This window comes from Pseudonocardia sp. C8 (genome assembly GCF_014267175.1).
In the GTDB taxonomy this organism is placed as follows: Bacteria; Actinomycetota; Actinomycetes; order Mycobacteriales; family Pseudonocardiaceae; genus Pseudonocardia.
Genome location: NZ_JACMTR010000002.1, coordinates 396,382 through 421,624, shown reverse-complemented (window position 1 = coordinate 421,624; position 25,243 = coordinate 396,382). Strand labels below are relative to the sequence as shown.

Sequence of the window (25,243 nt, the reverse complement as noted above, 5' to 3'; positions counted from 1 at the left end):
CGCTCGCCCCGCCACCTCGCGCGCAGCGCGCACGGCCTCCGAGGCTCGCCGTCAAGGGCCGGACGAAGTCCGGTCGCCGAAGGCGACGCGCAGCGCCCTTGATGGGGAGTGAGGCCGGGCCAAACTCGGACCGGACGGCCCTCCGCCCCGCCGAAGGCGGGACCAACCAGGTCTTGGCCCTGCGCGGCCTTGAGCGCACACCCCTCACAGCCCTCGCCGGCGGCCGGTCTCACCGGTCACCACCACCCGACTCGGCCCGCAGTCCCTCGCCCGAGTCCGCGGCCGGTTGCTCGCCGTTCAGGGCCGGCGTGGCCGCCCGGTCGAACGCCGACACGACCTTGGCGAACGCCTCCGGCGCCCCCTGCCCAACCGGCGTCGTCAGGAACAACACCAACGCCAGCAGCGAGAACACCACCGCACCACCCGCCGACCGCGCCTTGGCACAGATGAACGCCCCGAGCGCCGCCCCAAGAATCAGCACCCCGACGCTGCCCATCAGTCCGCACTCCGACGCGGGCTCGGCACCCAAGCAGCCACATCGACGACGCTCTGCTGGCCGACAGCGGTGCTCACCATCTCGTCCAGCACTCGTGCAGGAATGATCAGTCGACCACGGACTCGGAGGGCCGGGAATTCGCCATCGCGAATTGCGCGGTAGAGCGTGACCGACGAAGTCCCGATCAACTTCGCCGCTTCGGGAACGCTGTAGAAGATCGGAACGCGCGCCTCCGGACCGGCGCCGCCTTCCCTGGTAGATGAGATGTTCATGCCGCTCTCCCCTCGGAACCACTGACCTCTGTCGGTCAGTGCAGCTAGCCTGAGTGCAGTCCGGACGAGGAGCCCGGAAGGAAATTCCGGGGTACGTACGGAGCAGTCGGGGAGAGTGGTTGTCATGCGTGGAATGACACCGGCGATGACCATCGGCGAACGGATTGCCTTCTACCGGCGCAGGCGTGGACTGTCGCAGCTCGTGCTCGCCGGCCTCGTCGGCCGGACCGAGGACTGGCTCAGCAAGGTCGAGAACGGACGCATCGACCTCGACCGGCTGTCGGTTATCCGGCGGGTCGCCGAGGCCCTGGACATCACCATCAGCGACCTCGTCGGCGAGCCGACGCTCTTGGAGTGGACAGCGGACAGCGGCGTGCAGACCGTCCCGGCGCTCCGTGCTGCGCTGATGGACTATCGGCAGATCACTCCGCTGCTGGCGTCGTCCGCGGCCGCCGGTGACGCGGTCGAGATCAACTCACTGGAAGCGGATGTCTCTGCGATCTTCGAGGCCTACCAGGCGAGTCGCTACGGCTACGTCACCGGTCGGACACCGCTCGTGCTGTCCGACGCGCTGAACGCGACTCGAAACGCTGGACCAGGCGACCGCCACCGGGCTCTCGCACTGCTCGCGTTGACCTACCAGGTCGCGGTCTCCGTCCTCACCAAGCTCGGAGAGACCGATCTCGCCTGGATCGCCTCCGAGCGCGGTCTGACCGCTGCGCAGGAGTCCGAGAATCCCGTGGTGCTGGGGTCGCTGTTCCGATCCGTCGCGTACGCGCTGCACTCGACCGGCCGATTCGCCGCAGGGGTCGACCTGGTGCGGACAGCGGCCGGCGTGCTCGAAACGCACCTCAGCACCCGGTCGGACGAATCGTTCCTCGCTGTCTACGGCACGCTGTTCCTCACCGGGGCGGTGGCGGCCGCGCGCGCCGAGGACCGTGCGTCAGTGACCACGTTCCTCCGGGAGGCGGAGGACAGTGCGCACCGGGTCGGCCGGGACACCAATGCGATGTGGACCGCCTTCGGCCCGACGAACGTGTCCTTGCACCGCATGACGACAGCTCTCGAACTCGGCGACGTCCAGGTAGCGGTCGACCTCGCCCCGTCGATCGACGTCTCGGGCCTCCCGGTCGAACGGCAGGTTCGCCACGCCATCGAGACGGCTCGCGCGTACACGGCACGGAACCGGCGGGATGAAGCTCTGGCAGTGCTGTTGCAGGCCGAGCAAGTCGCTCCGGAGCAGGTCCGGCACCACGCCCTGAGCCGGCAGCTCGTCCTCGGCTGGGTCAAGGGCAACCGTTCGCACCGAGACCCGGCTCTCGACGGCCTCGCTGGTCGCCTGCGGCTGGTGTGAACTGGTGCCTGGCCGCACGACCATGGCCGGTCAGCGTCCAGGGGTTGGAGCTCTGCCGGCGCGCAGTGCTCCGAGGACGAGCTATCCGACCATGTCGAGGACCGTGCGCAGCCGGTCACGGGCCTCGGTCAGGGCCACGACCTGGGCGTCGACTCGTGCGAGCTGCTCCTGCAACATCGGCGCGGCGCAGCGCTCCAACCGTGGTCCCGGCCCCTGCGCGCAGGGCAACAGATCGTAGATCAACCCGGTCGGCACCCCTGCTGCGAGGAGGGCCCTGATCGCGTGGACCGTGTCGACCGCGTCGTCGTCGTAGCGGCGATGTCCGTGCCCGGAGTCGTCGCGGTGGGCCCGCAACAGTCCCTGCTCCTCGTAGTACCGCAGTGACCGGGGACTGGCCCCGGTCACACGGGATAGCTCCCCGATCCGCATGTGACTCGCCTCTCCGCCTGCCGGGTTGAATCTGACAACGATGTCAGATTCTACGGTCGAGGCCATGGCATCGAGACTGTGGCGAAACGGCAAGCCCCTCACCTCCGACGACGCGAGGGACCTGGCGTTCGCCGGGTTCGCGCACTTCACCGCGATGCAGGTCCGCGACGGCGCGGTGCGCGGGCTCGACCTGCACCTGACCCGCTTGCAGAGCGCCTCACGCGACCTGTTCGGACGCGAGGTCGACAACCGACTGCTCCGCGACCGGATGCGTCAGGCAGCCGCCACCGGTCCCCGGTCCCTGTCGCTCGTGGTGACGATACGAGCAGCCGAAGGCGAGTTCGTCCCCGCCGAAGTCGGCCGCCCACTGGACGTGACCGTGCAGACCGGTGCCCCGTCGGACGGTCCGAGCGGGCCGCTGCGGCTCGACGTCGTCGAGCACGAACGGTTCCTCCCCCACGTCAAGCACGTGGGGGAAGGCGCGAAGACCTACTACCTGCGACGGGCGAGGCACCACGGGTTCGACGACGCCGTGTTCCTCGACAGGACCGGCCGGATCAGCGAGGGGACCATCTGGAACCTCGCGTTCTCCGACGGCGACACCGTGATTTGGCCCCGGGCCGACCTGCTCACCGGAACCACCATGCAGGTCGTGCGCCGACAGTTGCACCGCGCCGGCGTCCCCCAGGACGAGCGCGAGGTCCGTCCGGCGGACCTCGGCGGCCTGTCCGCCGTCCTCATGAACTCCTGGACACCCGCCGTGCCGGTCACGAGCATCGGGGACCGGACCCTCACCCCCGACCCGGAGTTCGAACGACGGCTGCGAAACGCCTTCGACGTCGAGGCCCCCGAGCAGCTGTGAACCTCTCCCACTCTCGCCGCGCTGGTTTCGGCCCCAGACTGAGACATGCGGCGGTCGCAGCCGGTTGGGCACGATCCGCTCGCTCCCACTTCGCGGCCGTAAACTCCGCGATGTGCCAGATTCGAGCGAAGCATTCGCCACCCCCCGCGTCGCCGCAGGCGCGCTCTTCCTCGACGACGCCGGCCGGATCCTCCTCGTGCACCCCACCTACAAGGACACCTGGGATATCCCCGGGGGGTACGTCGAGCGCGGCGAGTCGCCCGCGACAGCTTGCCGGCGCGAGGTTGCTGAGGAGCTCAACCTCGATCGTGCGCCGGTGGCACTGCTCTCCGTGGACTGGGCACCCAGCGACAAGGAGGGCGACAAGCTGCTGTTCGTCTTCGACTGCGGCCGGCTCGGCGACGATGCCGAGCGGATCCGGCTGGCGACCAACGAGCTTGATCGCTGGGAGTGGGTCGCGCTCGACGACCTTGAGTCCTACGTCATCCCGCGGCTCGCCCGACGGCTGCGCACGACCGCGCAGGACGGCCCGGGTTACCTCGAACACGGTCAGGCGGTCGCCCGGGTCGGGCGGTAGGGCTGTTCGTGGAGCCAGTCGTGGAGCGAACTGGAGAAGTTCAGGCACCGTGGAGCCACCGTCAGAACCGTTGATGACAGTTCCGTCCCTGGTAGGTCCCCGTAGAACCAACCTCCACCAGGACTCCTTAAAGCGGGTGTCGCAGGTTCGAATCCTGCCGGGGGCACCAGTGATGTCTCAGGACATCGGCACGGGCCGAACCTCCGGGTCCGGCCCTCGAACGCATCCCCGGGCGACTCAGTGCGCGGATGTCGCCGCTCGCCGGGCCTGGCGCCGGCTTCCGTTCACACGGTCGTTGAACCGGTCGACGGCCCAGATGAAGCGCAGTCCCAGCCGCCCCATCAGCATCGGACGAGGGAACCGCGGCTCCTTCGCCCACAGGACCTCCAGGTCCTCGGGGCGTTCACCGTCGACGACCAGATCGGCGATCAGCGATCCGACGTATGGGGCCTGCGCCAGCCCGTGCCCGTTGCACGCGATCGAGTAGAAGACGTCGTCCCCGATCTGCCCGGCCACCGGGAGCCATGACGGCGTGATCGCGATCCAGCCACCCCAGGCGCGTTCGACGGCGACGTCGGCGAGGTCGGGGAACCGGGTCGCGAAGGCCTCCGCCAGTTCCGCGACCAGGTCCGGGTCCGGTTGCTTCTGCGGAAGCGGGTACGAGGTTCCCCGTTCCAGCCGGCGGACTCCGAAGACGATCGTGTTGCGGGAGGTCAGCCGGTAGTTCTCCATGATGTTGTGCTGGGTCACGAGCCCCGCCCGGCTCGTCCAGCCGAGTGCCGCCAGGCGCTCCGGGTCGACCGGCTCGGTCTCGACCTCGACGACCCAGATCGGCACGGCGAGCCGGTCGGGGGTGATCCCCCATTCACCGGCGAACGCGTTGGTGGCGATGACGACCTTGTCCGCGCGCACCTCGCCCTGCGACGTGGACAGGACGACCTGGCCCGGCCCGCGCGTGATGTCGGTGATCCGGGTCCGTTCGAAGACCCGGGCGGACGAGGCCAGCATGGCTCGACGCAGCCCGAGCGTGAACCTACCCGGGTTCATGATGCCCCCGACCTGCTCGCGCATCCCGCCGAGGAACCCGTGCGGGATGCCGAGCTCCGCGCTCGAGCCGAGCTCGACGTGACCGCCGACGCGACGGAGGATCTTGGCGACCCGACGCACCCGCCCCATCTGCCCGCGCGACACCGCCGCGAAGACGTTGCCCGTCGGCTCGTACTCGCAGTCGATGTCGTGTGTCGTGATGAGGCCTTCCACGAAGTGCGCGGCACGCTCGGCCAGCCGCACCATGCCGGGCATCTTCTTCGGGAACAGCAGGTTGATCAGTTGCAGGTCACCGCCCGGCGCGCCCGCCAGCTGACCCGCGTTGCGGGAGCTGGCCCCGTGTCCGCAGAACTCGGCTTCCAGGAGCACCACGTCCTGCCCACGCTCGGCCAGCCGTAGGGCGGTGGACATGCCGTTGAGTCCACCTCCGACGACCGCGACCTCACACGTCAGGTCCTCGGCCAGGGCCGGGAGCAGGTCGGTGGGCGGGTCCACCCATCCGGTGAAGTCGGTGTACTGCACGTTGGCGGTCGTCACCTCGCCGCTCCTGCCCCGCGGTGGGCCGGCTCCGGACCGGTTCGCACGTTGTGGTCGTGCAACGCGCGGTAGGCGAACAGATAGGTGATCATCTGCAGGCCCCACACCGTGAGCGCCAGCGCGTAGAACAGCGGACGATCCTCGAGCGGGTCGACGGCGTCCGGGAACGGGAAGAAGTCGTAGATCAGAGCGATCCCCGTGGCCGCCAGGCTGACCAGCAGGGTGGCGATGCCGACCTTCGTCGCACCGATGTCCCACAGCCGCTTGGTGAGGTACAGCAGGAAGATCAGCGTCAGCAGGTTGACGACGAGATAGATCGTTGCCGGACCGGGGTGGAGAATGTGGTGGCCGGCGTCGTCGACATGGTCCTGGAACTTCGACTGCCCCAGGTAGAGGCCCGCGCCGATACCCACGGTGAAGATGACGGCGTCAACCGCGATGCTCGACTTGTAGCGGTGGGTCACCGCCATGAACCCGACGACGAGCAACAGGGTGATGCCGACCGAGCGCGAGAAGGCATCGAGGAAGAAGGCGACCGAGTACTGCAGGCTGGCCTGGCCGGCCTCCTTGTCCTCGGGGAATCGGAGCGCCCAGACGAGGAAGTTCACGCCCGAAGTGGCGATGATGAACCACTCGATGCCGAGCAGGTAGTTGCGGTACTGCTTGATGAACTTCCAGCCGGCCCAGTAACCGCCGACGATCATGATCACGTCGCCGATCAAGAACGCCAGCGCGTATATGTCGTCCCTCATGTCCGTTCTCTCCTGATCTCAGGCGCGACCGGGCAACCCGGCGCCGATGGCGGTGTAGTCGTCGCGGCCGAGCAGGTCCATCGGGTCGGACATCTGCCCGTCGACCTCGACCCAGCCGACGTAGTGTTCCGAGGACCAGTCGAGGGCTCGCTGGATCTCCTCGGGGAACGACCGGATCTGGTCGAGGGTGTAGGTGAGGAACGGGTTCTCCTCGGGGCGCAGGAAGGCCAGGTCGTACCCCATCGACAGTCCGAACCGGTACTGGTCTGCGGTGGTGTTCCGACCGCCACCGTGGTAGGTGGACCCGATCCAGATGAGCGCCGAGCCCGCCTTCATCTCGGTCGGCACGGCCTCGTCGAGGCGCGGCGGTCGTTCGTCGTCCCACAGGTGCGAGCCGGGGATGACGAGGGTGCCGCCGTTCCCGGCGGTGAAGTCACTGACCGCCACCATGATCTGGACCCGCGCTTCCCGCTGGTAGGTGGGGTGTCGCCACAACCAGACCGAGTCGTCGCGGTGGAGCGGCTGCGCACCCTGTCCGGGGCCGATCTTGATCGCCATCGTGGCGCCGACATGCATTCCCGTCGGGTTGGGGACCGACTCCTCACCGAAGAAGATGTTGATCGGCTTGTTGAGGATGCGCTCCGCGACGCTTCGGTACAGCGGATTCAGCGCGATGGTCGCCATGTGCTCAGTGCGCGCGAACAGGCCGCTCGCACGCTTGGTCCTGTTGCCGGCGAAGACCTCGTCGTGACCGTTGTCGACCTCGTCCAGGACGGGGTCCAGGTCCTTCTTGATGCCTTCGATGGTCGAGTCGCCGAACAGGCCTTCGATGACGACGCCGCCGTCCCGCATGATCACCTCGACCACGGCTTCCGGCGTGGCGTCGGGGGCGAGCCGGGCGAGTTGGCTCTGGGTCATGTTCGTCCTCCGAGGACTTGCTGGGTCGCGCCGTTCGCGAGCCCAGGCATGTGATCCGGGTCATGCTAACCCGAACTTAGTCATCCGATCAAGATTTATGACCAAGATGTTTGACCAAGTTGCCGCCCTCGCCTCGCACGACCCGGTGCCGGCTCCTCCGTTGCCAGCGCCTCGCCCCGTCGGAGGCGATCGACATGGCGCGACAGCCCGACCTCCACGGGCAACCTCCAACCGCTGGGGGCCCGGAACATGCTCCCCGGGCTCGATGTGGCATCGGCCCGGCTGTTCGGCGCCGTCGACACGGACTCCACCGCCACCATCCGCCATCGACGGCACGGTCGGTGTCGGTGTCGAACTCGACGCTTGTCACCCGATAGGACGGAACCGGGACGGGCTCAACGGTCGCGGGCGCGGTCGGCGCTGCAGGCGGAGGCTTCCGGGCTCGAGAGATACGCCTCCACCATCTCGCAAGCCCGTTCGGTGTCATGGAGCAGCCGCTCCGCGTTGTCATAGACACGCCACTGCTCAACCAGACCGTCAGCGAGCGCCACCAGCAGACGGGTCGTCGATTCCAACTGATCGGCCGCCAACTCGGGCGCGGACCTGGCCAGCTGCGATTGCCACCGGCTGATGAAGTCGTCGGCGAGCCGGACGGCCAGGGCAGGATCGTGTCGGTTGGCCCACGACGAGATGGCGATGGTCGCTCGTGTCCGCTCGGGCGACTCGACGACACTTCGCATGGCCGCGGTGAGAATCCCGGTGGCTGCCTCGGCGAGCGTCGGGGCATCGGCCTCCGACTCCGAGATGTCCGCCAGACCGGTCGTGGTCAGATGTCGCTGAACAGCTGAGAGCAGGTTGGCCTTGGACCCGAAGCAGTAGTGCACTGCCGCCAACGGCGACTCTGCACGCTCGGCGATCTTCCGGGTCGTCGCAGCGCTGACGCCGACCTCAGCGATCACCAGCACAGCCGCTTCGACGAGGCGAGCACGACGCTCGCCGCTCGACATGTACGTCATGCCCGCTCGCATTCCCTGTCCTGCCCGGTGTGGGCGGGGCTCACGACCGGAAGTTCACGCCGTTCAGCCGATCGACCTCCAGCCGGACCAGCGCACCGTAGCCCGTCAACGTCGGCGCGAAGCTCTCCCCCATCTTCGTACCAAGGTACCGAACCGACATCTTGAGACCGGCGTCCGGTTCCGGAGCGCCGACGATCCTGGCTGTTCCCTGGGCGACGAGGTAGCGGTAGGGGAAGTGGTCGTCGTTCACCGCGAGCGAGACGGGTGCTCCGTCGCGGAGCAACCTGCCCTTGAGCGAGGTCTCCTTGACGGTGAACTCGATGGTTCGGTCGACCACGCGATACCAGATCGGCGAGGTCAGCGGGGGCTTGTCCTTGCGGTGGATGGAAAGGATCCCGATGTGTGGTTCGGCCAGGTAGGCCCAGTCCTCTTCGGCGGTGGATCCGGTGGTCATGCCCTTCCCCTCATCGCTCGGTCGGCCTCGGTTCGTTCACGTCGGTGAGCGGCAGACCTTCGGCGCCGCCGCCGTAGCTCAGGCAGGTTCGCGCCGCGTACTGGCTCGCCACACGCGCGACGGTCGGCGGTTCCGAGCCTTTGACGATCTCGGTCAGGGCCGCAGCGATGAAGGAGTCACCGGCACCCAGCGTGTCGACGACCTCGATCGACTCGGCCGGCTGGAAACACCTGGCGCCACGGTGCGAGACCACGGCGCCGGACTCTCCCATCCCGACGAGGACCCACGGCACGCCGAGTGAATGCACGTCGGCGATCAACCGGTCGAGCTTCGGCTGGTCCTCGCTGGTCCGCGAGAAGGTCGCCACGGTGACCGGCACGGTCTCCAGCACGGGCCGGGCGTCGGCGAACTGGTCCTTGACGAAGTCGACCGACAGACCCGCTCCTCCGCTGCACCAGGGCACAGGCTGCGTACTGAACTCGGCGGACCAGGCAGTGTGGACCAGGTCGGCATCGGCGAACAGGAAGCGGAGATCCTCGTCGGTGAGCTCGACGCCGAGGCCGACGCCCTCGACCCAGCCGGTGAAGGTGCGCTCGCCATCGACCAGGTCGACGTCGACCACGGTCGTCTCACCGTTCACTCGCTGGACTCGTGAGGTATCCAGGCGCGGCTCGACGAACGCGCGGGCGACGATCTCGGCGTTGTCGTCGTTGCCGAGCCTGCCGATCCACCGCGTCGTCGCTCCGAGCCTGGCCAGGTGGAGAGCCACGTTGAGAGAGCCTCCGCCCGGGAACTGCCGTCCGATGTCGCGATACCGGTCGACGCAGCAGTCTCCGAAAGCGTTGATCCACATCAGTAATCCTCCTTGCCCCACATGTAGCGGCGCTCGAGCAGGTCGTGACCGGTGAACGAAGCAAGGTGCTCGCCGATCCTGCTCATGATCGATCCCAGGAGCGCAGGGGAGAGCACGGCCCGCAGATCCTGCGGCACGCCGGGGAGGGTCAGATCGCGGGTGTCGACGACGAGGGACTGCGGCGAGAAGCGCTCGGCGAACCGCACCACTCGTTCGGACAACGGCCGCGTCTCGTCCTCGCCGATGAAGGTCAAGATCGGGAAGTCGGGCGTCACGATCTCCAGCGTGCCGTGGAAGAACTCGCCCGCCTGACGGCTGGAGGCGTGACGCCAGAGGGACTCCTCGAACAGGCACATCGCACCCGAGTAGGCAACGCCGTAGTTCGGGCCGGAGGCCACCAGGTAGACGATGTCCAGGTCCGCGACATTCTCGGCGATCTGGCGTGCGGTCTCGTCCGCCTCCTCACGGACATGGCGAATCACCTCCGGCGAGCGGCGGACGACATCCAGGTGGGGTGCATGGTCGTTGCTGCCGTTCAACGCGTCGAGCAAGGTGTAGCCGAACAGGTTGAACACCAAGGCGGTGGCATCCATGAGGAAGCCACCGATCGGGGCGTCGATCGTGACGCACTCCTGACAGATCGAGTACAGCGGACTGGACGCGTCCCCGGCCATGCCCAGCACCGTGGCCCCCGCGTCGGCGCAGTGTCGTGCCGCCTCGATCCCGGCCGACGTACCGCCGTAGGAGGTGACGAATACCAGACTCCCCCGACCGACCAGGGGCGGCACGTTGGCCAGGAACTCCTCGGCCTGAACGTGGTACACGGGCACGGGGCTCTGCCGGTCGAGCAGGTACTTCAGGGAGATCATCCCTGCCCAAGTACCGCCGGACGCGACGAGGAAGACGTTGGAGACGCCGTTGGCGGACGCCTTGATCTCTTCGGCCAGGCGGTGGAACTGTCCGAGCAAGTGCGCGGCGACCTGCTCACGTTGCTCGGTCCACACCGGCGCGACTCCTTGGGCTGACCGGAGTGACATGGTGACGGTTACCCTTCGATTCGATTCGGCGGCGTCGCTCACGGACGCCTGGTGGTCATTCATCGCCGGTCGGCGACGTTCGGCGCGCTCTGCGTTCTCGCGGTCCTCCGTGGAGCCTTCCTCCGAGGACGGGCACCCGTGGTGGCCAGCAGGACGATCGCGGTCGGGCGCAGGGGCCGGAAGAAGAAGCCGGGCTACGGATCCGCGGCTACAGGTAGGGACGGTGCACCGCGGCCAGCTCCGAATAGGCGTCGAGGTACTCCGCATCGGCGTCACCGAGCACCTCGACGTCGTGCCAGGTGCTGATGGCCATGATCTGCTCGGTGATCGCGTCGGTCTCCGGCGTACCCTCTGGCGGCCAGTGATCGCGGTGGGCGAGCACCTCCAGGAACCGGAACTCGTCGTCGGTCGCCGCGTAGGTGGCGGTGAACAGGATCATCTCCGGATAGCGGCCGGCTGCCTCGTCGTACTCGGCGACCAATCTGCGGAATCGGGGCAGGTCGTCGGCATTCGGGACCTTGACGCGAGCCACGACCGTGGCGAAGACGTCCTTGCGAGCGAGGTTCATCGTGCTCCTTGTCGTGCGCATCGGCGCGTCCAGACCACGTGCTGCCGCTGGGGCCGCCGACGTGCTGAGTGTTGGTCAGCAAACCTAGTCACATGACCTACTTTGGTCAACAGGTATCCGCGGCTTCCAGGCCGAGGTGCCCACTGCTAGGGTGGCGATGACTTAATCAAACGTCTTAATCAACGGGACGCCGTATCGGGGAGGACCGCGTCATGCCACGGATCCCTGCCGCCCAGCGCCGCAGTGACTTCATCCAGGCCGCCGTCGAGGTGATCGCCACCCACGGCATCGACGGCGCCACCACCCGCCGGATCGCGGACCAGGCCGAGGCCAACCTGGCAATGTTGCACTACTGCTACGACTCGAAGGAGGACCTCTTCGCCGACGTCTACGAGTACGTCGCCGGCAAGTACCGAGAGGTCGTCGAGGGCAGCGATCCGCACACGACCGTGGCCGACGCTGCCCGCCAGATCCTGCACGGAGTGATGCAGTGGTACGTCGACTCCCCCAGCTTCACCGCCGCCACCGTCGAACTGGTCAACTGGGCGCGACGCCAGCACGGAGATCGCGGCATCGCGGTCTTCGACCAAGCCCTCGACGCGGTGCGTGGGGCGCTGCGAGCCGCCGCCGACCCCGACCACCCGGTCGAGCCGTCGACCGTCGACGAGATCGCCTACGTCGTGGCCACGCTGGCAGACGGGTTCGCCGTGAACTGGCTCACCTACAGCGACAAGGCGGCCGCGCAGCAGCAGATGGAGATCGCCCAGTCCGTGCTCGCCTCGTGGCTCGCGGTTCGGCTCCGGCACGAGGCCGTCACAGCCTGATGGATCCGGTGAGAGGCTCGGGACTCGTTCAACCGTCCATCATTGCCACCACACGGCCGACCACGTCTCCGCGGCGCAATCGGTCCAAGGCACGCGGGATCTCGTCGAAGCGAACGCGCTGAACATCGACGTGGATGTCTCTCGTCGCCAGCAGGTCGCAGACTCTCCGACTGTCCTCGCGTTCACCACCCATGATCCCGACGAGCGTGATCCGGCCCAGCGTCAGGTCCAGCATGCTCAACGTCGCCTCAGTCACACCGAGCCCCACCTGCACGACTCGGCCATGACGACGCACCGCTTTCATCGCGTCCGTCGTTGTCGTGCCGAACCCGGCGAAATCGACGATCGCATCGAGATCCCGGTCGGCGAAGTCGGTGATGCGTGGAGCGACTGCCACGGCACCTGCCGCCAGCGCGCTCGGCCACACGTCCTGACGAATCTCGGACACGTACACCTCGGCACCGGCATGACGAGCGAGGCGTACGCCGAACTGTCCCAATCCGCCGAAGCCGATGATTCCGATCTTCTTTCCCGCGGCGGCTTGCGCCCCGGTCATCACAGCCGCATGTGAGGTGGCGCCCGCGTCCATGGCAACCGCCGCGAGCTCGAACGGTAGCGAGCCCGGCAGACCCATGACATGGTCCGCTCTGACGACGACCTGCTCGGCGTATCCGCCGTCACGGTCGAGTCCAGGCAAGTCATCGCCGGGCCCCGACACGCTGACCCGATCCCCCGGGCACCAGCCGGCAACGCCCGGTCCGATCTGCGAGATCACCCCCGCGATCTCGTGGCCCAGGATGAAGGGCAGGTGCGGCGGCCGGAACCCGTCATGCTCGATGAAGCCGATGTCGGAGTGACACAGGCCCGCAGCGCGAACGTCGATGACCACTTCTCCCCAGGTCGGCGCAGGGTCCGGCAACTCCCGGTCGAGGACCAACGGCCGGCGCTTTCCCACCAGCTGCCATGCCTTCATGCGCCAACTCTCCTTTGGCCTGGGGTGTCACAGCGGCAGGTCGGGCGAGTCCACTCCCACCACCCGGTCGCCGCAGAACACGCGCACGGACTCCGCCGGACCATGTCCACCGAGACCGGCCGGACCCCAGAAGCTCTGGGCGGAGTCGTCGCCGAGGTCCGCGAGCTTGGCGCCGTTGACACGCACCTCCCCCGCCACCATCCGCGAGCCGACCTCGATGGCCCGGTCGGTGTCACTGCCGAACACGTAGGCGTCGAGACCGGACGGGGCGACGTTCGCGATGCGCAGCGCCTCGTCCGTGGAGTCGACCGCGTGCAGCGAGACGAGCGGACCGAAGAGCTCCGCGGTGGCCTCCCGCGGGTCGGCGCCGGCCGCGACCGTCGGCGACATGAAGAAGCCGTCGAGCTCCGGCAGCTGCGCCGGCTGGTGGATGACGGCGCCGAGCTCGCGGAGCCGGTCGAGCCGGCTCCGGAGGGTCGCGAAGTGCGGCGCGTTGGAGATCGGCCCGACCTGCGAGTCCTCGTCCAGCGAGTGACCCACGACGACCTTCGAGATCCGCTCGGTCAGTGCCTCGACCAGCGGGTCGACCAGGCTGCGGGGCGCCAGCACCTTGCCCGGGCCCTCGCACCACTGGCCGTTGATCTTGGTCATTCCCTCGAGGATCCCGTCCGCGGCGACGTCGATGTCGGCGTCGTCGAGCACGATCACCGGGTTGTTCCCGCCGAGCTCGAGCTGCAGGACCTTGAAGTCCTCCGCGCCGGCGCGCGCGATGGCACGACCGGCACCCGGGCCGCCCGTGAACGAGACGACCTTGATCCGGGGGTCGGAGGTCAGGCGCGCGCCGACGTCACCCGCGCCGTGCACGAGCTGCAGGGCGCCGCTCGGCAGGCCGGCCTCGACGAAGCACTCGGCGACGATCTGCGCGCTGGCGGGCGCGTGCTCGGACGGCTTGAGGATCACCGGGCAGCCGGCGGCGATCGCGCTGACCACCTTGGCGGCGGGGATGAAGCTCGGCCCGTTCCACGGGGTGAGGATCGCCGCCGGCCCCCAGGGAACCTTGTAGAGCCGGACATCGCGGCCGCCGGCGTCCAGGGCGGTGACGCGCGGGATGCCGACCAGGTCGGCAGCGGCGGCCCGGATCCGGTGAGGCAGGAACGCCGCGACCGTTCGCGTGACGCCGATGGGTGTGCCGCTGGTGAGGGCGTCCGTGCGGGCGATGTCCTCGGCGCGGCCGTCCAGGAGCGTCGCGACGCGGTCGAGCATCGCGGCGCGCTCCCGGCGGGACTCCTCGTCCCAGCGGCCCACGTCGTACGACCGCTCGGCGTGCCGGAGCGCTCGTTCGACGTCGTCGGGCGTGGTCGTCACCGTTCGATGGACCGGCTCGCGCGTGTTGGGGTTTAGGTTCCAGCTGTCGGGGACGGTCGCGCACGCGCACCACTCGTCGGCGATGTAGTTCACCGGCTGCGGCCCTGCGGTGTCGTGGCCGGGCATGGAGCTCACCTCTGCAGGATCTCGTTGGTCGGGCACGGTCAGGACCGGAGGTCGACGACGACGCGGGTGACGTCGCCGGACTTCATGAGCTCGAAGCCCTCGTTGATCTCGGCGAACGGGATGACGCGGGTGACCATCTCGTCGAGCAGCAGGCGGCCCTGCTGGTAGAGGCGGGCGAACTGGGCGATGTCCTCGCGGGCCTGGCCCGACCCCATGTAGGAGCCGATCAGCCGCTTCTCGGCGAAGAAGAAGTCGAGGGCCGGCACGCTCAGCTCCGTGCCGGCCGGCGCGATGCCGACGAGGCAGGCGGTGCCGGCGGGCCGCACCAGTGCCATCGCCAGCTGCGCGGTACGGGCGGACCCGACCGCCTCGAAGGCGTAGTCGACTCCGTCGCCGAGCAGACGGTGGAGCTCCTCGACGGTGTCGCCCGCGCCGCCGTTGACGACGTGGGTGGCGCCGTAGCCGCGGGCGGCTTTGAGCCGGTCATCGTCCAGGTCGACGGCGACGATGGCCGAGGCACCGGCGAGCCGCGCGCCCTGGATGATCGCGGATCCGACACCGCCGCATCCGACGACCGCGACGGTGCTGCCGGGCCGCACCTCGGCGCCGCGGAACACCGCTCCGACGCCGGTGATGATGCAGCAGGACAGGAGGCAACCGACGTGCAGCGGCACGTCGTCGGGCAGCTTCACCAGGGCGTTCTCCCGCAGCAGGATGTGGCGGGAGAAGGCACCGATGGCGGCAAGGCGCTCGATGGGCCGCCCGTCGGTGGTCTCGAAGGCGGCGCGGTTCCGGCGCCGTACCTCGTCCAGGCGCAGGCACTGCGTCGACCGGCCGGCCTCGCAGTAGGAACAGCGACCGCACGAGGGCGTCAGCGCGCCCGTGACGCGGTCGCCCGGGCGCAGCGAGGTGACGTCGGAGCCGACGGATTCGACCACGCCGGCCACCTCGTGGCCGACCACGACGGGGAGGCCGGTCGGCACCGTGCCGGTCATGTAGTGGAGGTCGCTGTGGCACAGGCCGACATGGGTGACCGCGACGCGCACCTCGTGCGGCTCCGGCTCGTCGACCCGGATGGTGGTGAGCTCGAGCGGCTCGCCGATCTCCGTCAGTACGGCGGCTCGGGTCTCGATCATGATGTCGTCTCCTTGGTCGTCCAGAAGCCGGCGACACCGGCCGTGAACACGCCGCTCTCCCAGGAGGCCTTGGCGGCGACGTCCTCGCGGGCGAAGGCCGCCTCGACCTCCTCGGCGAGCGGGCGCAGCAGCGTGAGGTGCAGGGCGGTGGTGTTGGACTCGGGCGTCCACGCATGGACCGTCTCGATGGCCCGGTCGACCAGGGCCTCGGGCTCGACCACCTCGTCGATGAGCCCGATACGGAGCGCCTCCTCGGCACCGATCCGCGGGGAGCCGAGGACGATGCGCATCGCATGGTTGCCGACGAGGCGCCGCAGCAGCACGCTCGAGGCGTTGGAGATCGTGATGCCCCGGCCGTTCTCCGGCTGGTAGTACACGGTCGCCGGGGTGCCGATGCGCGCGTCGCAGCAGAGGGTGATCTCGGAGGCTCCCCCGACCGCGATGCCGTTGACCGCGGCGACCACCGGAACCCGGGTCTCCAGGATCGCGCGGGTGATGTCGTGGAAGCTCGCGAACTCCTCGAGGAACTCGGCCTCGGTGGTCGGCGTCCGCCGCAGGTCCTGCCCCGCCGAGAAGGCGCGGCCCTCGCCGGTGAGCACGATCCCGCGGGCGGTCTCGCCCGTGCCGTGCTCGCGCAGTGCCTGCGCGAGCTGGACCCGGGTGGCGACGTCGAGGGCGTTGAGCTTGTCGGGACGGCGCAGGGTCAGGACGGCGACATCCCGGTCGATGTCGACGTCGATGACCCCGGGGCCGGTCGTCGGGTCGTTCATGCCTGGCTCCTCCGGACGGCGAAGTCGTGGGTGACGCCGGGGTTCTCCTTCGCCCGGGCCTTGAGGGCGGGCTTGGAGACCCGCTCGGAAGGGGTCCGCGGGAGGTCGGCGACGAACGCGACGTACCTGGGCACCTTGAACCGGGCCAGCTGCGAGCCGGCCCGCTCGACGATGCTCCGGGCGGTCTCCCGGCCCTCCGGTACACCGGGAGCCAGCTGGACGAACGCCTTGACCTCCTCGCCGAGGGTGTCGTCGGGTTCGGCGACGACCGCGGCGCCGACCACCCGTTCGTCACGTTCGAGGGCGGCCTCGACCTCGACGCAGGCGACGTTCTCGCCGCCGCGGCGCACCATGTCCTTGATCCGCCCGACCAGCTGGATGCCGCCGTCGGGTCGGCGGACCGCGAGGTCGCCGGTGTGCAGCCAACCGTCGCGCAGCACCTCGGCCGTCGCCTCGGGCCGGTTCCAGTAACCGCTCATCATCGGGACCCCCGAGACCACCAGCTCCCCGGGATCGCCGTGGGGAACGTCGGTTCCATCGGGCGCGACGACGCGGACCCGTTTGGTGGCGACCGGGTGCCCCAGGTTCCCGCTCCCTACGGCGGCGGTGTCACCGAACGGGCTGAACAGGTCGATCCCGGTCTCGGTCATCCCGTAGACCTCGCGCCACGGTGCACCCCACCGCTCCTCCAGCTGGACATGCAGGCTGACCGGGATGCCCGAGCAGAAGACCACGCGGAGGGCGTTCTCCCGGTCGTCCGGTGCCGGCGGCTGCTTGACGAGCAGCGTCGGCATCGACCCGAGGACGTAGAAGAAGGTGGCGCGGTGACGGCGTACGTCGGCCATGAAGGTCGACGCCGAGAACCGCGGCAGTACCACGAGCGGGGCGCCGACCGTGAGGGCCAGCGCGACGTTCCACTGCGGGTCCATGTAGGAGAACGGCTGGGCCGTGAGCAGGACGTCGTCGCCGCCGAGGCCGGTGGCGCCGGCGCACAGCCACCCGAGCCGGACCCAGTAGTCGTGGGTGAGCATGCAGGCCTTCGGGAACCCGGTGGTGCCCGAGGTGTACTGCAGGTTCGCCAGCGTGGTGGCGTCGACCCGCACGGCCGGAGCGGTGCCCGGGAAGGGCTCCGACCCGTCGTCGGCGACGTCGACGACGCGGACGTCGCCGAGCCGGTCCTCGGCCTCCAGGACGTCGGTGACCAACCCGGCGTGCTCGCCGTCGGTGACGACGACGTGCGCACCCGAGTCACGCAGGACGAACGCGAGATCGGCGCGCCGGTAGGAGGAGTTGACCGGGACCACGGTCGCGCCCGCCTTCTGGGCGGCGAGCCAGGTCACCGGCCAGTGCACGACGTTCGGCAGCATGATCGCCACCCGGTCGCCCGGCGCGATGCCGTCGACCTCGACGAACCGGTGGGCGAGCCGGGAGGTCCACGCGTCGACCTGGCCGAAGGTCCAGGAGGTCTCGCCGAAGCGCAGGAACTCGCGGTCCGCCGAGTCCCGGGCTCGCTGCGCCAGCAGCGCGGTCAGGGTGCGGACGGTCGGCGCTTCGCCGGCCTGCTCGTGCGTCACGGTCGGAGTCACGACATGCTCCTCGCGGTCTCGGCGTGACGCGTGGCCGCCAGGTAGGACCTGGCGGCGTGCACGATCCACGCCAGCGTCGGGTCCGCGCCCTTCATCCACTCGGGGTGCCACTGGACCCCGAGCACCTGGGCGCCGGGGAGCTCGACGGCCTCGATCACGCCGTCACTCGTCCGGCCGGTCACGACCAGCCCGGCGCCGCAGCGGTCGACCGCCTGGTGGTGCCAGGAGTTGGTCGTCGCGCTCGGGCCGAGGAGCTCGGCCGCGAGCGACCCCTGCTCGAAGGTGACGAGGTGGTCGGCGGTGCCGTCGGTGGGCGCGGTCTCGGCGGACAGATGGCTCACGGTGCCGGGCTCGAGATGGGCGACGAGGGTGCCGCCGAGGGCGACGTTGAGCACCTGCAACCCCCGGCAGACACCGAGCACGGGGATGCCCCGGTCCAGGGCGGCCCGCACCAGCGCGATCTCGTACTCGTCCCGGGCGAGGTCGTGGACCATGGGATCGGTCCGGGGGTCGACGTCGCGGACCACGCCGGGATCGCCGCCCCAGCAGGACGGATGCACGTCCTGCCCACCGGTGATCACGACGCCGGCCAGCCAGTCGCAGACGGACGACGCGTCGGTGTCGTAGGACAGGTGCACCGGCAGCCCGCCGGCCTCCGCGACCCGGGTCGCGAAGTCGGACATGTAGCTGTCCAGGCAACGGTCGCCGTACCGCTCGTCGGCTCCCTGCAGCAGCCCCAGCCGGTAGCGCCGTCCGGTGATGCCGACCAGCGGTCGCACCGGAACGCCCTCCGCACCGGCCGTCACGGCAGCTCGAAGTAGCGGGCCGACTCCCACTCGGAGAGCTCGGCGTACCGGTCGCCCCCGGCGGTGTGGAACTGCATCCACTCCCACTTGCGCGAGGCGATCCAGCAGTCGACGAACTCGTCACCGAGAAGTTCCCGCAGCAGCGGGTCGGCGTCCAGGGCCGCCGCCGCCTTCGTGATGCTGTCGGGGATGCGCTCGATCCCGAGGCCGGGCGGCATGCACCACGCCATGTCGCTGACCGGCTCCGGCGGATCGATCTTGTGCTCGAGGCCCGCGATGATCCCGGCGAGCACACCGGCCAGCGCGAGGTAGAGGTTGGCGTCCGCGCCGGGGAGGCGGTACTCCAGACGCGAGTACTTCGGGTGGCCGACGACCGCACGCACCGCGGTGGTCTTGTTGCTGATCCCCCAGCTGATGGTGACCGGCGGGCCGCTGAGGTCCACCAGCCGCCGGTAGGAGGTGATCTGCGGCAGCACGATCGAGGTGGTGCCCGCGAGCGTCGCCAGCAGCCCGCCGATGGCGTGCAGCATCGTCTCCGAGGGGCCGTGCTCGGCGTGGAAGGCGTTGGCCCCGTCGCGTTGCAGCGAGATGTTGATGTGGGAGGCCTGCCCGTAGCCGGCGGTGGGCTTGGCCATGAACGTCACGCTGTGCCCGAGCTCGAAGGCCACTTCGCGCATCACCTGGCGCGTGCGCGCCCAGTCGTCGCCGACCTTGATCGGGTCACCCATCGCGAGGTTGAGCTCGATCTGACCCGCGGCGTCCTCGTCGCTCCACGCGTCCCACTCGATGCCGACCTCGTCGAGGCGGTGGGCCACGGCCTTCATGTAGGAGACCCAGTCCTTGGACTTGGCGAGGTGGTAGGCCGTCCCCGCCGTGCCGCCCAGTGGCGTGAGGTCCCGGTATCCGCGGGCACGGGCCTCGTGGATGGACTCCTCGAAGACGGTGGCCTCGATCTCGACGGCCACGGTCGCGGTGTATCCGTGCGCGGCGAGGCGCTCGACCATCTTGCGGACCAGGTTGCGCGGACACAGCGGCACCGGTGTGCCGTCCTTGAGCCAGTAGTCGCCGATCACCGAGTCCAGGCCGGGCTCCCACTCGACGAGGGTCGACATGTCGGGGCGCAGGTAGACGTCGTCGAGGTGTCCGCGCCAGGCGGGGTAGGGCGCTCCGAGGACGGGGGCGTTGCCGAGGTCGAGCCCGAAGAGAAGGTCGGCGAAGGGAAACCCGGGGAACCCGGCGTCGGCGTTACCGGACTCGAACTTCTTCTGCGACACGTTCTTGCCGAGGAAGCACCCCTCGGGGTTCGTCGCCTCGAGCCTGACGGAGCGTCCGCCGGGGGTGCTCGTGACGGTGGTGGGTTCAGGCATCGAAGCGAACCTTCCAGGAGGCGCCGGTCATGACCGACAGCTGGGAGAGGGTGCCCTGGAGGCCCAGCGCACCGGAGGACAGAACTGCGAAGAGGTCGTCGGCGCCGGAGAAGATGCCCGCGAGCGAGTCGGGGTCCGAGGCGACCAGGTACTGCGAGGGCCCCTCGCCGAGGACGAGCTGCTCGACGCCCTCCGGCCCCTCGGTGACGACGACGAGCGTCTCGGGCATGCCGGGCAGCGTCCGGGTCAGGTCCCAGAACCGCTGGGCCGCCTCGCGCCACCAGGGCACCGGCGGGGTGAGCGCATGCAGGACTCCTGCGGCCAGATCGGCGTCACCGTCAGGCTCCGTGGTCGACGCGAAGCGTGCGTGGAGGTCGACCGTGACCACGGCATCCGGCTCGACCAGGACCCCGTCCGAGATGTCGACGCCGGTCTCGCCGAAGCGGATGGTCGCGGCCTGCGGGGTGTCGTGGGAGCGCACGGCGACCGCGCCGCTCGACCTGGTCAGGGTCTCGAGCGCATGTCCGGCGCGGACGGCGTCACGCAGCGTGCGGCCGAGCAACCGAACGAGGGGTGTCGCATCGTCCTCGATCCGGACGTCGACGTCCGCAGCACCGGCGGACGTCGGCGCGGCGGCCGTCATGGTCTCGGTCATCGTTCGGTCCTTTCGGCTTGCGCGCCTTCGCGCGACACGGTGGCGCCACACCTCGTTGTCAGTGGCCCCGGGCGCTTCTTAGTCGACTGACTCAAACGCATGACTATGATAGTGCGGCCCAGGTCACACCGTGTCAACACCTGACGCGGAACCACCCCGAAAGGCGCCCGCACATGACCGCACCCGTCCCGCGCTGCTGGGACCGCCTCGACAGCGACGCCCTGCAGGTCGCACAGCTGATCGCCGGGTCGATGCCCGTTCCCGTTCGTGAACTGGGTGCCGCACGGGCTCGGGAGCTCCTGGCGACCCCACCGTCCGATCGCCCCCTCACCCCACTGCGCCGGGTGGAGGAGCTCGTCGTCCCGACCCGCGCCGGAGGGCTCCGCGTGCGGCGCTACCACGCGCGGGAACCGGCCGGCGCGATCCCGAGACCCGCCCTCCTGTACCTGCACGGGGGCGGTTTCGTGCTCGGGACCCTCGACGGGGTGGACGAGGCCTGCCGCGCCCTCGCCACTCGTTCGGGCTGGGACGTGCTGTCCCTGGAGTACCGGCTCGCACCGGAGCACCCCTACCCGGCAGCGCTCGAGGACGCGCTCGACGCGCTCGCCTGGCTCCGCCGGTCGGCAGGCGACCTGGGGATCGACGCGGGCAGGATCGCCGTCGGCGGCGACTCCGCCGGCGGCAACCTCGCCGCCGCCATCTGCCTGCACCGCCGGAACCACGGACGTCCGTTGCCGGTCGCCCAGGTCCTGGTCTACCCGGCGGTCGACGACCAGTTCTCGACACCGTCGTGGCGCGAGTTCGCCGATGCCCCGTTGCTGACCGCGGCGGACGCGCGCTGGCTCTGGGAGCAGTACGTGGGCACCGGTCACCAGCCCGGCAGCGACGAGTACGCAGCACCCCTCAACGCCAGGTCCCTGCGCGGCCTGCCGCCGGCTCTGATCCTCACCGCCGAGGTCGACCCCGTGCGGGACGACGCCGAAGCCTATGCCGACCGCCTGCGCCACGACGGTGTCCCCGTCACCTCGGTCCGGCACCTGGGCGTCTTCCACGGCTTCTTCACCGAGATCGGCACCTTCGCGAAGACCGAGGCGGCGATCACCGACGTGGTCCGGTACCTCCGGGCCATCGGCCGGTAGACGACGGCGGCCCTCCCAGCTGATCACCACTGAGGCATTGACGCAGGTCACATCCGGGGATACCTTCTTAGTCATTCGCCTCAGTCGTCTGATCAAGAGATCGGGCGCTCACCTCGACGAAGCGAGACGAGAAGGCAGGGACATGACCGACCCGAACTCACCCCGCGAAGTCGTCGACGTTCTGTGCGTCGGGGCCGGCTTCTCCGGCCTGTACACCGCCTACCAGGCTCGCGAGCGAGGTTGGACGTTCGCAGGCTTCGAGAAGGCCCCGGACGTCGGTGGCACCTGGTACTGGAACACCTACCCGGGCGCGCGCTGCGACGTCGAGAGCATCTACTACTCGTACTCGTTCAGCGAGGAGCTCCAGAAGGAATGGACCTGGAGCGAGCGCTTCGCGCCCCAGGCCGAGATCCTCCGCTACATCAACCACGTCGCCGACCGCTTCGACCTCCGTCGGTACTTCCGGTTCACCAGCACCGTGGTGGCCTCGACCTGGCTCCCGGACGAGCAGGTCTGGGAACTGACGCTCGACTCCGGTGAGACCCGGCGCGGTCGCTACCTGCTGGCCGGCTCGGGCGGCCTGTCGACACCCAAGGAGGTCGACGTTCCCGGCCTGGAGAACTTCACCGGAACGACCGTGTCGACGAGCCGGTGGAACATCTCGCTGGACGACCTCACCGGCAAGCGCGTCGCCGTGATCGGGACCGGATCGTCGGGGGTGCAGTGCATCCCGTTGATCGCCGAGGTGGCCGACCACCTCACGGTCTTCCAGCGGACCCCCAACTACGTCTTCCCGGCGCGCAACGCCCCGTTGGCTCCCGAGGTCGTCGACGAGGTCAAGAGCAGGTACCCGGACATCCGCGAGGAGTGCCGGTACTCCCCCGGCGGGATCCCGGACCGACCGGTGACCGACCGGGCGTTCGACGTCGACGACGAGGAGCGCCGCCGTCGCTACGAGGCGGCGTACGAGAGGAGCGGTTTCCTGGGGGTCGGAGCCGAGTTCGCCGACCTGCTGTTCGACCTCGAGGCCAACGAGACGGCCGCCGAGTTCTTCCGCGGGAAGATCCACGAGATCGTGCACGACCAGCGGACCGCGACCCTGCTGGAGCCCCGCTTCCCGCTCGGCGCCAAGCGGAGCTGTTTCGGCACCGACTACTACGAGACGTTCAACCGCCCGAACGTCTCGCTGGTCTCGCTGCGCGAGGAGCCGCTCACCACGATGACCGAGACCGGCATCGTCACCGAGGGCGGCACCTACGAGGTCGACGCCATCGTGCTCGCGATCGGCTTCGACGCCTTCACCGGCCCGCTCTTCGGGCTGAACGTCACCACGCCCGACCACGGCCGGCTGCAGGACGTCTGGGCTCAGGGACCCCGGACGTTCCTCGGCCTGATGACCGCCGGGTTCCCCAACTTCTTCATGATCGCCGGCCCGCAGAGCCCCGCGCTCGCCAGCAACGTCGTCATGACCATCGAGCAGGCCGTGGACTGGATCGCCGACCTGATCGCCCACGCCCGCGCAACCGGTCACGATGTCATCGAGACCACCCCCGAGGCCCAGGACGACTGGGTGGAGATCACCGAGCGGACGGTCGGCCAGACGTTGTACGCCGCCACCGACTCCTGGTACCGCGGGTCCAACGTCGCCGGCAAGCCGACGACCTTCATGGGCTATGTCGGCGGCGTCGGCCATTACCGCCGCATCTGCGAGGAGATCGCCCGGCGCGGTTACCCCGGCGTCGCCCTCGACGGACGGGCCGTCGCGCCGCGCATCGGCCGCATCGACGAGGAGGTCGACCACACCGACATCGCCACGGCGTCCGGGGAGGTGCACGCGGAGGTCGCCACCGTCGTCGGCGGATGAAGGTCGTCCACCAGCGGTACGAGCCCATCGTCGCCACCAGGGCGCGCGGAACGGGTGTCGTTCCCGCGCGGATCGCCGAGGAACGGGAGTAGGCCCGACATGTCCACACCATCCGGCATCCGCGAGGAGACCTGCGAGGTCGTCGTGGTCGGCGCAGGGATGGCCGGCCTGATAGCCGCGACCACCCTCGCCGGCCGGGACGTCGTCGTGCTGGAGGCGTCCGGCCGGTCCGGGGGACGCGTGGACTCGGTTCGCCAGGGCGATTACTGGATCAACCTCGGCACCCAGTTCACCGAGGGCACGGGGCCGTTGATCGATGCGTTGCACCGGCACCAGGTGCCCCTGGGGACGCTGGAGGGGAAGTCCGTCGCCCTCTCGCTCGGCGGGAAGCAGGTCGACACCTCCAACCCGTTCGGCCTCATGTTCCGGTCGGCGATGACGTGGCGCGATCGGCTGGGCCTGGCGGCGGTCGGGACCCGCATCCTCGCGAACGTGCCGTTCCTGGAGATGAACCCGGAGAACCGGCTCGCGCGGTCGGTGCGCGCGAGGCTCGACCACCGTCGCGCCGACTTCGTGCTGCGCGGGGTGTCGTCCGAGCTCGCCCGCGACATGGTCCGGTCCTGGTCCGGCCAGTGGATGGGGTGCGAGCCGGAGGAGACGGCCGCCACGCAGTTCGTCATCTCCATGGGCATCCTGCTGACGGACCCGGAGAAGGTGCCCAACCTGACCCTGCCCGAGGGCGGCAACCAGACCCTCACCGACGTCCTGGCCGAGGACCTCGGCGACCGCATCCGGCTGAACTCACCGGTGACCACCCTGGAGTGGACCGCCGACGGCGTCGTCGTCGACTACGCGGACGCGGACGGCCCTGCCCGCCTGACGGCCCGCCGGGCGATCGTGGCGGTGCCCGCCGACATCGCTCTGAGGATCATGCCGGGCCTGCCGCCCGAGCACCGGAAGGCGTTCGAGGCGATCCGCTACGGCCGCTACGTCGTGGTCGGCTTCTTCACCCGCGAGGACGGCCCCCAGCGGTGGGACGACCACCTCGCGGTGTCCACCCCCGGGCTGTCGTTCCAGGCGGTGTTCAACCACGCGGCAGCGCTGCGGCGAGGCGGCCCGCGCAAGCCCGGTGGAGCGCTGGCCTGCTTCGCCGGCGGAGCCGAGGCGGACGAGCTGTTCCGGCTCACCGACGAGGAGATCGTCGCCCGCTTCACCGCCGACCTCCTCGGGCTCTACCCCGAGCTCGACGGGAAGCTCGACAACGGCATCCTCCGCCGCCACCCTCGGGTGGTGCCGTTCTGGGCCCCCGGTGGCCGCGCCACCCTGCCGACACTGCGCACCCCACTCGGACCCGTCCACCTCGCCGGCGACTACCAGCTCGACATGCCCTCGCTCGCCGACGCCGCGGCCTCCGGTGAGCAGGCCGCCCACCGCGTCCTGGCCGGCCTGGACACCTGATC

The 25,243-nt window shown here is 69.6% G+C and carries 26 protein-coding genes and 1 tRNA gene; 8 read left to right on the top strand and 19 right to left on the bottom strand.

Going from position 1 to position 25,243, the window contains the following annotated elements; genetic code table 11:
* Nucleotides 1-229: 229 nt before the first annotated feature.
* Nucleotides 230-496 (bottom strand): hypothetical protein, encoded by a 267-nt coding sequence (locus H7X46_RS02685; RefSeq protein WP_186357888.1) that lies wholly within the window; start codon nt 494-496, stop codon nt 230-232.
* Nucleotides 496-768, bottom strand: coding sequence for a helix-turn-helix domain-containing protein (locus tag H7X46_RS02680; protein ID WP_186357887.1), 273 nt, complete (start codon nt 766-768; stop codon nt 496-498). The genes H7X46_RS02685 and H7X46_RS02680 overlap by 1 nt, the downstream gene beginning before the upstream one ends.
* Before the next feature lie 145 nt (nt 769-913).
* Here H7X46_RS02680 and H7X46_RS02675 point away from each other — a divergent pair, with 145 nt between their 5' ends.
* Entirely contained in the window at nt 914-2,122 is a 1,209-nt protein-coding gene (locus tag H7X46_RS02675; RefSeq protein ID WP_255426069.1) for a helix-turn-helix domain-containing protein, read from the top strand.
* 81 nt (nt 2,123-2,203) lie between these two features.
* Here H7X46_RS02675 and H7X46_RS02670 read toward each other — a convergent pair whose 3' ends face one another.
* Entirely contained in the window at nt 2,204-2,551 is a 348-nt protein-coding gene (locus H7X46_RS02670) for a MerR family transcriptional regulator (RefSeq protein WP_186357885.1), read from the bottom strand.
* Nucleotides 2,552-2,615: 64 nt separating this feature from the next.
* On the opposite strand from H7X46_RS02670, the gene H7X46_RS02665 reads away from it, so the two are divergent.
* From H7X46_RS02665 to H7X46_RS02655, 3 genes are all read left to right on the top strand, one after another.
* Complete coding sequence (locus H7X46_RS02665) at nt 2,616-3,413, top strand: aminotransferase class IV family protein (RefSeq protein ID WP_186357884.1); 798 nt, start codon at nt 2,616-2,618, stop codon at nt 3,411-3,413.
* Nucleotides 3,414-3,525: 112 nt separating this feature from the next.
* Nucleotides 3,526-3,990: an NUDIX hydrolase gene (locus H7X46_RS02660; protein WP_186357883.1), complete on the top strand. Its 465-nt coding sequence runs from the start codon at nt 3,526-3,528 to the stop codon at nt 3,988-3,990.
* Between the two features lie 95 nt (nt 3,991-4,085).
* Nucleotides 4,086-4,159: transfer RNA gene (locus H7X46_RS02655), tRNA-OTHER, on the top strand.
* Nucleotides 4,160-4,227: 68 nt separating this feature from the next.
* Here H7X46_RS02655 and H7X46_RS02650 read toward each other — a convergent pair.
* The 8 genes from H7X46_RS02650 to H7X46_RS02615 all read right to left on the bottom strand — a co-directional run bounded on the left by H7X46_RS02650 (nt 4,228) and on the right by H7X46_RS02615 (nt 11,172).
* A complete protein-coding gene (locus tag H7X46_RS02650; RefSeq protein ID WP_186357882.1) occupies nt 4,228-5,574 on the bottom strand; it encodes an FAD-dependent oxidoreductase in 1,347 nt (448 codons plus the stop codon).
* On the bottom strand, nt 5,571-6,326 hold the full coding sequence (locus H7X46_RS02645) for a transporter (RefSeq protein ID WP_186357881.1): 756 nt from the start codon (nt 6,324-6,326) through the stop codon (nt 5,571-5,573). Before H7X46_RS02645 ends, H7X46_RS02650 begins: the two co-directional genes overlap by 4 nt.
* 18 nt (nt 6,327-6,344) lie before the next feature.
* Nucleotides 6,345-7,244, bottom strand: coding sequence for a phytanoyl-CoA dioxygenase family protein (locus H7X46_RS02640; RefSeq protein WP_186357880.1), 900 nt, complete (start codon nt 7,242-7,244; stop codon nt 6,345-6,347).
* Between the two features lie 395 nt (nt 7,245-7,639).
* A complete protein-coding gene (locus H7X46_RS02635; protein WP_186357879.1) occupies nt 7,640-8,260 on the bottom strand; it encodes a TetR/AcrR family transcriptional regulator in 621 nt (206 codons plus the stop codon).
* 40 nt (nt 8,261-8,300) lie between these two features.
* On the bottom strand, nt 8,301-8,714 hold the full coding sequence (locus H7X46_RS02630) for a pyridoxamine 5'-phosphate oxidase family protein (protein ID WP_186357878.1): 414 nt from the start codon (nt 8,712-8,714) through the stop codon (nt 8,301-8,303).
* Between the two features lie 10 nt (nt 8,715-8,724).
* Entirely contained in the window at nt 8,725-9,567 is an 843-nt protein-coding gene (locus H7X46_RS02625; protein ID WP_186357877.1) for a PfkB family carbohydrate kinase, read from the bottom strand.
* Nucleotides 9,567-10,571 carry an SIS domain-containing protein gene (locus H7X46_RS02620; protein ID WP_186357876.1) on the bottom strand — a complete coding sequence of 335 codons (1,005 nt, stop codon included), beginning with the start codon at nt 10,569-10,571 and terminating at the stop codon, nt 9,567-9,569. Before H7X46_RS02620 ends, H7X46_RS02625 begins: the two co-directional genes overlap by 1 nt.
* Before the next feature lie 241 nt (nt 10,572-10,812).
* A complete protein-coding gene (locus H7X46_RS02615) occupies nt 10,813-11,172 on the bottom strand; it encodes a hypothetical protein (protein WP_186357875.1) in 360 nt (119 codons plus the stop codon).
* A 212-nt stretch (nt 11,173-11,384) separates the two neighbouring features.
* Here H7X46_RS02615 and H7X46_RS02610 point away from each other — a divergent pair, with 212 nt between their 5' ends.
* Complete coding sequence (locus tag H7X46_RS02610; RefSeq protein ID WP_186357874.1) at nt 11,385-11,996, top strand: TetR/AcrR family transcriptional regulator; 612 nt, start codon at nt 11,385-11,387, stop codon at nt 11,994-11,996.
* 28 nt (nt 11,997-12,024) lie between these two features.
* Here H7X46_RS02610 and H7X46_RS02605 read toward each other — a convergent pair whose 3' ends face one another.
* The 8 genes from H7X46_RS02605 to H7X46_RS02570 are packed head-to-tail and all read right to left on the bottom strand — an operon-like array spanning nt 12,025 to nt 20,780.
* Nucleotides 12,025-12,969, bottom strand: a complete 945-nt coding sequence (locus H7X46_RS02605; RefSeq protein ID WP_186357873.1) for an alcohol dehydrogenase catalytic domain-containing protein — start codon at nt 12,967-12,969, stop codon at nt 12,025-12,027.
* A 27-nt stretch (nt 12,970-12,996) separates the two neighbouring features.
* Nucleotides 12,997-14,460 (bottom strand): aldehyde dehydrogenase, encoded by a 1,464-nt coding sequence (locus tag H7X46_RS02600; RefSeq protein WP_186362397.1) that lies wholly within the window; start codon nt 14,458-14,460, stop codon nt 12,997-12,999.
* Between the two features lie 38 nt (nt 14,461-14,498).
* Nucleotides 14,499-15,596 carry a Zn-dependent alcohol dehydrogenase gene (locus tag H7X46_RS02595; protein ID WP_186357872.1) on the bottom strand — a complete coding sequence of 366 codons (1,098 nt, stop codon included), beginning with the start codon at nt 15,594-15,596 and terminating at the stop codon, nt 14,499-14,501.
* A complete protein-coding gene (locus H7X46_RS29335) occupies nt 15,593-16,366 on the bottom strand; it encodes an enoyl-CoA hydratase/isomerase family protein (RefSeq protein WP_186357871.1) in 774 nt (257 codons plus the stop codon). Before H7X46_RS29335 ends, H7X46_RS02595 begins: the two co-directional genes overlap by 4 nt.
* A complete protein-coding gene (locus tag H7X46_RS29330) occupies nt 16,363-17,952 on the bottom strand; it encodes an AMP-binding protein (RefSeq protein ID WP_186357870.1) in 1,590 nt (529 codons plus the stop codon). The genes H7X46_RS29335 and H7X46_RS29330 overlap by 4 nt, the downstream gene beginning before the upstream one ends.
* The gene (locus H7X46_RS02580) at nt 17,949-18,731 is read right to left on the bottom strand and encodes a gamma-glutamyl-gamma-aminobutyrate hydrolase family protein (RefSeq protein ID WP_370588572.1); all 783 of its coding nucleotides are present in this window, start codon (nt 18,729-18,731) and stop codon (nt 17,949-17,951) included. The genes H7X46_RS29330 and H7X46_RS02580 overlap by 4 nt, the downstream gene beginning before the upstream one ends.
* Nucleotides 18,732-18,754: 23 nt before the next feature.
* Entirely contained in the window at nt 18,755-20,125 is a 1,371-nt protein-coding gene (locus H7X46_RS02575; RefSeq protein WP_186357869.1) for a glutamine synthetase family protein, read from the bottom strand.
* Entirely contained in the window at nt 20,118-20,780 is a 663-nt protein-coding gene (locus H7X46_RS02570; RefSeq protein WP_186357868.1) for a hypothetical protein, read from the bottom strand. Before H7X46_RS02570 ends, H7X46_RS02575 begins: the two co-directional genes overlap by 8 nt.
* Nucleotides 20,781-20,953: 173 nt before the next feature.
* On the opposite strand from H7X46_RS02570, the gene H7X46_RS02565 reads away from it, so the two are divergent.
* The 3 genes from H7X46_RS02565 to H7X46_RS02555 all read left to right on the top strand — a co-directional run bounded on the left by H7X46_RS02565 (nt 20,954) and on the right by H7X46_RS02555 (nt 25,241).
* Nucleotides 20,954-21,919 (top strand): alpha/beta hydrolase, encoded by a 966-nt coding sequence (locus H7X46_RS02565; protein WP_186357867.1) that lies wholly within the window; start codon nt 20,954-20,956, stop codon nt 21,917-21,919.
* Nucleotides 21,920-22,061: 142 nt separating this feature from the next.
* Complete coding sequence (locus H7X46_RS02560; protein WP_186357866.1) at nt 22,062-23,783, top strand: NAD(P)/FAD-dependent oxidoreductase; 1,722 nt, start codon at nt 22,062-22,064, stop codon at nt 23,781-23,783.
* A gap of 99 nt (nt 23,784-23,882) precedes the next feature.
* A complete protein-coding gene (locus H7X46_RS02555) occupies nt 23,883-25,241 on the top strand; it encodes an NAD(P)/FAD-dependent oxidoreductase (protein ID WP_186357865.1) in 1,359 nt (452 codons plus the stop codon).
* The last annotated feature ends 2 nt before the right edge of the window (nt 25,242-25,243 follow it).

Excerpts from the sequence above, each read along its gene's own strand:
- H7X46_RS02680 (WP_186357887.1), bottom strand. The coding sequence starts at position 768 with ATGAACATCTCATCTACCAGGGAAGGCGGCGCCGGTCCGGAGGCGCGC.
- H7X46_RS02635 (WP_186357879.1), bottom strand. The coding sequence starts at position 8,260 with ATGACGTACATGTCGAGCGGCGAGCGTCGTGCTCGCCTCGTCGAAGCG.
- H7X46_RS02675 (WP_255426069.1), top strand. The coding sequence starts at position 914 with ATGACCATCGGCGAACGGATTGCCTTCTACCGGCGCAGGCGTGGACTG.
- H7X46_RS02570 (WP_186357868.1), bottom strand. The coding sequence starts at position 20,780 with ATGACCGAGACCATGACGGCCGCCGCGCCGACGTCCGCCGGTGCTGCG.
- H7X46_RS02605 (WP_186357873.1), bottom strand. The coding sequence starts at position 12,969 with ATGAAGGCATGGCAGCTGGTGGGAAAGCGCCGGCCGTTGGTCCTCGAC.
- H7X46_RS29335 (WP_186357871.1), bottom strand. The coding sequence starts at position 16,366 with ATGAACGACCCGACGACCGGCCCCGGGGTCATCGACGTCGACATCGAC.
- H7X46_RS02645 (WP_186357881.1), bottom strand. The coding sequence starts at position 6,326 with ATGAGGGACGACATATACGCGCTGGCGTTCTTGATCGGCGACGTGATC.
- H7X46_RS02560 (WP_186357866.1), top strand. The coding sequence starts at position 22,062 with ATGACCGACCCGAACTCACCCCGCGAAGTCGTCGACGTTCTGTGCGTC.
- H7X46_RS02595 (WP_186357872.1), bottom strand. The coding sequence starts at position 15,596 with ATGATCGAGACCCGAGCCGCCGTACTGACGGAGATCGGCGAGCCGCTC.
- H7X46_RS02600 (WP_186362397.1), bottom strand. The coding sequence starts at position 14,460 with ATGCCCGGCCACGACACCGCAGGGCCGCAGCCGGTGAACTACATCGCC.
- H7X46_RS02640 (WP_186357880.1), bottom strand. The coding sequence starts at position 7,244 with ATGACCCAGAGCCAACTCGCCCGGCTCGCCCCCGACGCCACGCCGGAA.
- H7X46_RS02555 (WP_186357865.1), top strand. The coding sequence starts at position 23,883 with ATGTCCACACCATCCGGCATCCGCGAGGAGACCTGCGAGGTCGTCGTG.
- H7X46_RS02575 (WP_186357869.1), bottom strand. The coding sequence starts at position 20,125 with ATGCCTGAACCCACCACCGTCACGAGCACCCCCGGCGGACGCTCCGTC.
- H7X46_RS02625 (WP_186357877.1), bottom strand. The coding sequence starts at position 9,567 with ATGTGGATCAACGCTTTCGGAGACTGCTGCGTCGACCGGTATCGCGAC.
- H7X46_RS02565 (WP_186357867.1), top strand. The coding sequence starts at position 20,954 with ATGACCGCACCCGTCCCGCGCTGCTGGGACCGCCTCGACAGCGACGCC.
- H7X46_RS02615 (WP_186357875.1), bottom strand. The coding sequence starts at position 11,172 with ATGAACCTCGCTCGCAAGGACGTCTTCGCCACGGTCGTGGCTCGCGTC.
- H7X46_RS02670 (WP_186357885.1), bottom strand. The coding sequence starts at position 2,551 with ATGCGGATCGGGGAGCTATCCCGTGTGACCGGGGCCAGTCCCCGGTCA.
- H7X46_RS02610 (WP_186357874.1), top strand. The coding sequence starts at position 11,385 with ATGCCACGGATCCCTGCCGCCCAGCGCCGCAGTGACTTCATCCAGGCC.
- H7X46_RS02665 (WP_186357884.1), top strand. The coding sequence starts at position 2,616 with ATGGCATCGAGACTGTGGCGAAACGGCAAGCCCCTCACCTCCGACGAC.
- H7X46_RS02630 (WP_186357878.1), bottom strand. The coding sequence starts at position 8,714 with ATGACCACCGGATCCACCGCCGAAGAGGACTGGGCCTACCTGGCCGAA.
- H7X46_RS02685 (WP_186357888.1), bottom strand. The coding sequence starts at position 496 with ATGGGCAGCGTCGGGGTGCTGATTCTTGGGGCGGCGCTCGGGGCGTTC.